At 58.9% G+C, this 6,820-nt stretch carries 6 protein-coding genes and 1 pseudogene; 4 read left to right on the forward strand and 3 right to left on the reverse strand.

Translation table 11 applies throughout. The features are described 5' to 3' along the window. Positions 1–130: 130 nt before the first annotated feature. Positions 131–895 carry an SDR family oxidoreductase gene (locus tag NW827_RS06210; protein ID WP_414404274.1) on the reverse strand — a complete coding sequence of 255 codons (765 nt, stop codon included), beginning with the start codon at positions 893–895 and terminating at the stop codon, positions 131–133. Positions 896–955: 60 nt separating this feature from the next. Then, positions 956–1,063 (reverse strand): PetM family cytochrome b6-f complex subunit 7, encoded by a 108-nt coding sequence (locus NW827_RS06215; RefSeq protein ID WP_414362920.1) that lies wholly within the window; start codon positions 1,061–1,063, stop codon positions 956–958. Positions 1,064–1,438: 375 nt separating this feature from the next. Between NW827_RS06215 and psbD the strand changes: the two genes are divergently transcribed. The 3 genes from psbD to cobW all read left to right on the forward strand — a co-directional run bounded on the left by psbD (position 1,439) and on the right by cobW (position 5,206). Then, positions 1,439–2,497: a photosystem II D2 protein (photosystem q(a) protein) gene (psbD, locus tag NW827_RS06220; RefSeq protein WP_414362918.1), complete on the forward strand. Its 1,059-nt coding sequence runs from the start codon at positions 1,439–1,441 to the stop codon at positions 2,495–2,497. 143 nt (positions 2,498–2,640) lie between these two features. Next, positions 2,641–4,020: a photosystem II reaction center protein CP43 gene (gene psbC, locus NW827_RS06225; RefSeq protein ID WP_414362916.1), complete on the forward strand. Its 1,380-nt coding sequence runs from the start codon at positions 2,641–2,643 to the stop codon at positions 4,018–4,020. Positions 4,021–4,147: 127 nt separating this feature from the next. Next, entirely contained in the window at positions 4,148–5,206 is a 1,059-nt protein-coding gene (gene cobW, locus NW827_RS06230; protein ID WP_414404273.1) for a cobalamin biosynthesis protein CobW, read from the forward strand. Between the two features lie 53 nt (positions 5,207–5,259). On the opposite strand, the gene NW827_RS06235 is transcribed toward cobW, so the two are convergent. Further along, complete coding sequence (locus NW827_RS06235) at positions 5,260–6,216, reverse strand: NAD-dependent epimerase/dehydratase family protein (protein WP_414404272.1); 957 nt, start codon at positions 6,214–6,216, stop codon at positions 5,260–5,262. Between the two features lie 213 nt (positions 6,217–6,429). Here NW827_RS06235 and NW827_RS06240 point away from each other — a divergent pair. Continuing rightward, positions 6,430–6,820, forward strand: a pseudogene (locus NW827_RS06240) (ABC transporter permease); the annotation flags it as partial.

Raw genomic sequence — 6,820 nt, forward strand, 5'->3', positions numbered from 1 at the left:
CCGAACAAGCGAACGGAGAGAGAACCCGCCCTCTGGATCTTTACCCAGCAGAGTAGCTTGGTAACCCTCCCTCCTGCTAGCGCGAAAGGACTCCGTCCCGCTTTGGGATTGGTTGGTGGGAGTGTCAACCCTAGCGGCGATGCACCATTGTCGTGGTGGCCTGGTCAGTGGGTACCAGCAGGACTTCGCTGAGGTTGACGTGGGGGGGACGCGTAACGGCAAAGAGCACTACTTCAGCCACATCCATTGCTGTCAAGGGGGTGAGGCCCCGATAGACCGCTGCTGCCCGCTCCTGGTCACCGCGGAAGCGCACCTGGCTAAACTCAGTTTCCACTAAGCCAGGCTGGATCTCGGTAACGCGAATAGGGGTGCCGAGCAGGTCCAGCTTCAGCCCCTCGGAGATAGCCCGCACAGCGGCTTTGGAGGCGCAATAGACGGCGCCGCCAGGATAGGTCTGTCGACCGGCAATTGAGCCAATGTTGACCACATGGCCCCGCCCCCGTTCCACCATCCCAGGCAAGACGGCGCGGGTAACGTACAGCAAGCCCTTAAGGTTGGTATCGATCATCTCCTCCCAATCTCGCACATCCCCCCTGTGGAGTTTGTCCAAGCCGCGACTAAGGCCAGCATTGTTGATCAAGATGTCAATCTCAGCCCAAGCTGGCGGCAAAGACTGGAGCGCCTGCTGCACGGCTGTTGCATCCCGCACATCCAACGGCAATAGGTGGGAGGAAGTGCCGTAGGCCTGCTGCAACTCTGCAGCCAGCGCCTGCAGCCGCTCCTGACGGCGGGCCACCAGGATTAGTTTGGCTCCAGAACGGGCAAAAAGCGTGGCACAGGCTGCACCAATACCGCTGCTGGCGCCGGTGATTAGCACAATCGCGTTTTCAAGCATAGTCAGCTTGGGATCCCTCCTGGCAGGACTGGTCCCCCTTCTCAGATTGGCCGCCAGGCTCTACTCCGTCCCACCTTGGGTCAGGCGCAGGATCCCATACCCAAGCGCCAAACCTGCCAACGTTAAGACAATGGAGATCCCAGCAATGGTCAAGATCTCGCTAGCCATGGATTTGCCTTAGAAAAGTGCCCTGTCCTTAGGATATCGGATTTTCCTCTTGGACTTTACCAGCAGTTGGGTAGCCCCTCCCAAGCGCAGGAAAGCTGCAAAGATTACGCTTTGTAAAGATCCCGGTCACTATAGACTTGCTAAGAGCGGGCTCCCTGCTTCTATAATGAGAGCAATTTACAAGTCTTTACTGGCCCAGGCTTAGTCCTGCCAAGGGTAGAAGGACTTGTCCGCTGGCTCTGGGGTAGCTTGTGGGGATCCCTGTAGCTCCCCAAGGGTTTAGGTTTTTATACCTAGGCCGCGGTCTTGCCTCTAGGAAGCAAAGTTTGTAGCTTCATTAGCGTTCTCATCAATTTTTAAGGAGAAGATCGTCCTATGACCATAGCAGTGGGACGCGTACGCCAGGAGCGAGGATGGTTCGACATCGTCGATGACTGGCTCAAGCGCGACAGATTTGTCTTTATCGGCTGGTCGGGGCTGCTGCTGTTTCCCTGCGCCTATCTGGCCCTGGGCGGCTGGCTGACTGGCACTACTTTTGTAACCTCTTGGTACACCCACGGGTTGGCCAGCTCCTACCTGGAAGGGTGCAACTTTTTGACAGTGGCCGTTTCCACCCCAGCCGATAGCATGGGGCACAGCCTGCTCCTGCTCTGGGGCCCAGAAGCCCAGGGGAACTTTACCCGCTGGTGCCAGATTGGCGGCCTGTGGACCTTTGTGGCCTTCCATGGGGCGCTGGGCTTGGTTGGCTTCATGCTGCGGCAGTTTGAGATTGCCCGTCTGGTAGGGGTGCGGCCCTACAACGCCATTGCCTTCAGCGCACCAATTGCCGTATTTGTGAGCGTGTTCCTGATTTACCCCCTGGGGCAGAGCAGCTGGTTTTTTGCCCCCAGCTTTGGGGTGGCCGGGATCTTCCGCTTTTTGCTGTTCTTCCAAGGGTTCCACAACTGGACGCTAAACCCCTTCCACATGATGGGGGTAGCCGGCGTTTTGGGTGGAGCGCTGTTGTGTGCCATCCATGGGGCCACGGTAGAGAATACCCTCTACAAGGATGGGGAAGCAGCAAGCACGTTTCGTGCATTTGAGCCGACGCAAGCGGAAGAAACCTACTCTATGGTGACGGCTAACCGCTACTGGAGCCAGATTTTTGGGATTGCCTTTTCCAACAAGCGGTGGCTGCACTTTTTCATGTTGTTTGTACCGGTAACTGGTCTGTGGATGTCGAGCATTGGGGTAGTGGGGTTGGCGCTGAACCTGCGCGCCTATGAGTTCATTAGTCAGGAAACGCGGGCGGCAGAAGACCCCGAGTTTGAGACGTTCTACACCAAGAACATTTTGCTCAACGAGGGGATTCGCGCCTGGATGGCGCCGCAGGATCAGCCGCATGAGCACTTTGAGTTCCCCGAGGAAGTCCTCCCCCGCGGCAATGCTCTCTAAATCCACCCAGTTTGCTTGACTTGAGCTGCAAACGTTCTAGGGACTAAGCACCTGCCCGCGGGATCCTCCCAGTGGGCAGGGATCCCAGCAGCAGGTGCTTATCCTAGTTTTGTTCTGGTCCTGATTATTGGAGGTTGGTCTCTGTGACCTCGACAACACTTGGTTCAGTGGTGGTGCAAGATCGCACCCAAGGCGGGTTTGCCTGGTGGGCTGGGAATGCCCGCTTAATCAATCTCTCCGGTCGGCTTTTGGGCGCCCACGTAGCTCATGCTGGCTTGATGGTCTTCTGGGCGGGAGCGATGCTGCTCTTTGAGGTGGCTCACTTCACGCCGGATCGGCCCATGTATGAACAGGGCCTGATCCTGATGCCTCACGTGGCTACTTTGGGCTGGGGAGTTGGCCCAGGCGGCGAAGTGGTGGACACCTACCCCTACTTTGTCATTGGTGTACTGCACCTCATCTCCAGTGCTGTGCTAGGGTTTGGGGGTGTTTATCACGCCATTCGCGGCCCAGAAACCCTGGAGCAGTCTTTCCCCTTCTTTGGCTACGACTGGAAAGATAAGAACAAGATGACCACCATCCTGGGAATCCACCTCATCCTCTTGGGGTTGGGGGCTTTCCTGTTGGTGGCTAAGGCTATGTGGTTTGGCGGTGTCTATGACACCTGGGCTCCTGGCGGTGGGGATGTGCGGGTAATTACCAACCCCACCCTCAACCCGGCAGTAATCTTCGGCTATCTGTTCAAGTCTCCCTTTGGTGGGGAAGGCTGGATCATCAGTGTGGACAACATGGAGGATGTGATTGGTGGCCACATCTACATCGGCATCATCTGCATTGCCGGTGGCATCTGGCACATCCTCACCAAGCCCTTTGGCTGGGCCCGCCGTGCCTTCATCTGGTCGGGAGAGGCCTATCTCTCCTACAGCTTGGCGGCGGTCTCGCTGATGAGCTTCATTGCCACCTGCTACATCTGGTTCAACAACACCGTCTACCCCAGTGAGTTCTACGGACCCACGGGACCAGAGGCTTCGCAGGCGCAAGCCCTTACCTTTATCGTGCGCGACCAGCGCCTGGGGGCAAACATTGGCCAAGCTCAAGGTCCCACCGGTCTGGGTAAGTACCTAATGCGCTCTCCCACGGGCGAGATCATCTTTGGGGGTGAGACGATGCGCTTCTGGGATGTGCGGGCTCCCTGGAAAGAGCCGCTGCTGGGCCCCAATGGCCTGGACTTGGATAAGTTGAAGAACGACATCCAACCCTGGCAAGCTCGCCGTGCGGTGGAGTACATGACCCACGCGCCACTGGGATCCCTGAACTCGGTGGGGGGTGTGGCGACCGAGATCAACACGGTGAACTTCACCAGCCCCCGCACTTGGTTGGCGGCCCACAACTTCATCTTGGGCTTCCTGTTCTTCGTTGGCCACCTGTGGCATGCCGGTCGTGCCCGTGCTGCCGCCGCTGGCTTTGAGAAAGGGATTAGCCGTGAGGACGAGCCGGTTTACCGGATGAAGCCAATCCGGTAAGGGCATCCGTCTCCTTGGAATAGACCTTTGGCCCCCTCTAGGGGGCCTTTTTGTGGGATCCTCCCCACCAGGATTGGCAAGAACGGAGGGGAGGGTAGAAACTGGGGAAGCCGAATCCTTAGGGAAGATGCACAAAGTCCCGGTTACCGTCATCACTGGCTTTCTGGGATCTGGCAAGACCACTGTCATCCGTCACCTCCTCCTCAACAGTGGCGGTCGCCGTCTCGCGGTGTTGGTCAATGAGTTTGGCGAAGTGGGCATCGATGGCGAACTGCTGCGGGACTGCCAACTCTGCGCGGGAGAGGGTTCCATCCCGATTTTGGAGCTGGCCAACGGCTGCCTCTGCTGCACAGTGCAGGAGGAATTTTTGCCTGCCATGGAGACCCTGCTGCAACGGCGGGCGGAGCTGGACGGCATTCTCATTGAAACTTCAGGATTGGCCTTGCCTAAGCCCCTGGTGCAGGCTTTCCGCTGGCCCACCCTACGCACTGGCGCCACGGTGGATGCGGTGATTGCGGTGGTGGACGGCCAGGCCCTGGCCTCTGGACAACTGGTGGGGGATCTGGCGGCCCTGGAGGCGCAGCGGCAGGCAGACGAGAGCCTGGATCACGAGACGCCCATTGAGGAGCTGTTTGCGGATCAGTTGAGCTGCGCCGATTTGGTGCTGTTGAGCAAGGTGGATCAGATCACGTTGTCAGAGCGAGCGCGCGTGGAGAGCTGGCTGCGGCAACAATTGCGCCCTGAGGTTCGAGTCCTCCCCTGTGAGCGGGGCCAGGTGGCCCCAGAAGTGCTCTTGGGCTTCAACGCAGCCGTGGAAGACCAACTTGAACGCCGCCCCAGCCACCACGATCACGAAGAAGACCACGAGCACGAGGCCTTCGAGTCTTTTTACCTGAGCCTGGAGGGGAGCTATGAGCCGGGATCCCTAGTTGCCCAACTGCGCCAACTGGCTCAAGAGGAATGCCTCTACCGGGTGAAGGGGTTTGTGGCCGTGCCCCACAAGCCGATGCGGCTGGTGCTGCAGGGAGTGGGAGGGCGATTGGAAACCTACTACGACCGGCCCTGGCGCCCGCAAGAGCCGCGGTTGACCCGCCTAGTGTTCATCGGGCAGAGGCTTAACCGGGAGCGCATTGCCGCTCAGCTGCAAGCCTTGGCTATTGGAGAAGTGGCCGCCCCTCCTAGCTAATCCCTTTTGAAGTCCGGTGAACCCCACCTCCTCTGGGAGAGGGAAAAAGCGGCCTAGAGGTAAGCATCCAGAAGAGAGGCTACAGTGGGGAAGTGGCAGGGCAAACCCAGGCCTGCTGGCGAGAGGGCCGGATAGACAAAATGGCGGTGGCGCAGACAGTACTCGTCCCACGCCGAAAGCCGCACCCCAAACAGAAAAGCCAAGCTGCGGAGGAGTCCGAGGGGCAAGGGCAGGCGGAAGTAGATCCGCTTTCTGAAATGGGCGCACACCTGTTCCACGCACTCATCCACAGACAGAGGGGGGTTGCCCAACACCCAATCGCCGCCACCGGGCGGATGGGCTACCCAGTAGGCCACCATCTCTGCCACATCGGCAGCGTGGATGAAGTGGAAGCTGGCGTCTATCCGCAAAAAGCGGATGAGATCTAGCCAGCGGAGCACATCCTTAAGGCCAGCGGTGATGTGGGAATAGGGGTGGTGGGGACTGCCGCCAAACAGTAGGGTGGGGTAGAGCGTCAGCAGCCGATCCGGCCAGAAGCAGCTTTCCCGCCGCCGCAGCAGCATCACATACTTGCTGCGGATGTAATCTGTGCCCACCTGGCCAGCAATGGTCAAGGGTTGTAACGCCTGATCCAAAAGGCTGGCGGTGGAAAAGTAGATCACCTGCTGGCAGCGCCGGGGATCCAACAACTGAAAGAGCTCCAGAGTGTGGGTAACGTTCACCGCCCAGGCTAGGGTGGGATCCCCCCAAGCCGCCGCCATGTGGATCAGACCATCCATCTGCTGCAGCAGGGCAGCGTGCTCGCGGATGTGCAGCAGATCGCCGAGCACCAGGGTGATGGGGGCGGGCAGCCGTTCCAAGTTCAGCCGCAGGCGGCTGGGATTGCGGATAAGGAGGTAGAGGTGGTAGGCGGGCCGCTCTGGAAACTCGGGATCCCTTTCCTGGGCCAGGCGCTCCAACACATAGTGCCCCAGACAGCCGCTAGCGCCGGTAAGAAACAGGTTTCGCAAGAGATCTTCCCAACGGCAACTCATCGAAAAAGCTTTTGACTAGTCTACCGCCTTGGCTTGCGCCTGCCGGAGCGGCCTAACCCCCAATTCTCCTGCTGCACCCTGTTCCAAGCCGGGTAGCAGGCTGGAAATCTGGGCCGAAGAATGGCAGCATAGTTCGACAGGAATTCCACTCCGTTGAGATTTGAACCCCGCTCAACCCGACTTCTGTCTGTGGCCGTAACCTCCTCTTCCCCTAGCAGGCGCGCTTTCAGTCTGTGGCCACCGCTGGCCTTGGTCTTGCAGCGGCTGGCCCAAGCGGTGCCGGTGCTACTGCTGATCACGGTGCTTAGCTTTTTGCTCTTGCAACTGGCTCCCGGTGATTTTTTGGATCCCTTGCGGGCGGATCCCAGTGTCAGCCAAGAGTTTATTGCCCAGGAAGAGGCACGGCTGGGCCTGGATAAGCCCTTGATTTGGCAGTATTTGACCTGGCTGGGCAATCTGCTGCAGGGGGATTTTGGCGTCAGCTACACCTATCGCGTGCCGGTGGCGCAGCTTATTCTCTCCCGTGCCGGCGCCACCTTGCTGTTGGCAGTGTGCTCTGTTTTGCTGACTTGGCTAATTG

The sequence above is a fragment of the Synechococcus sp. H70.1 genome, assembly GCF_047502705.1.
Classification (GTDB): domain Bacteria; phylum Cyanobacteriota; class Cyanobacteriia; order Thermostichales; family Thermostichaceae; genus Thermostichus.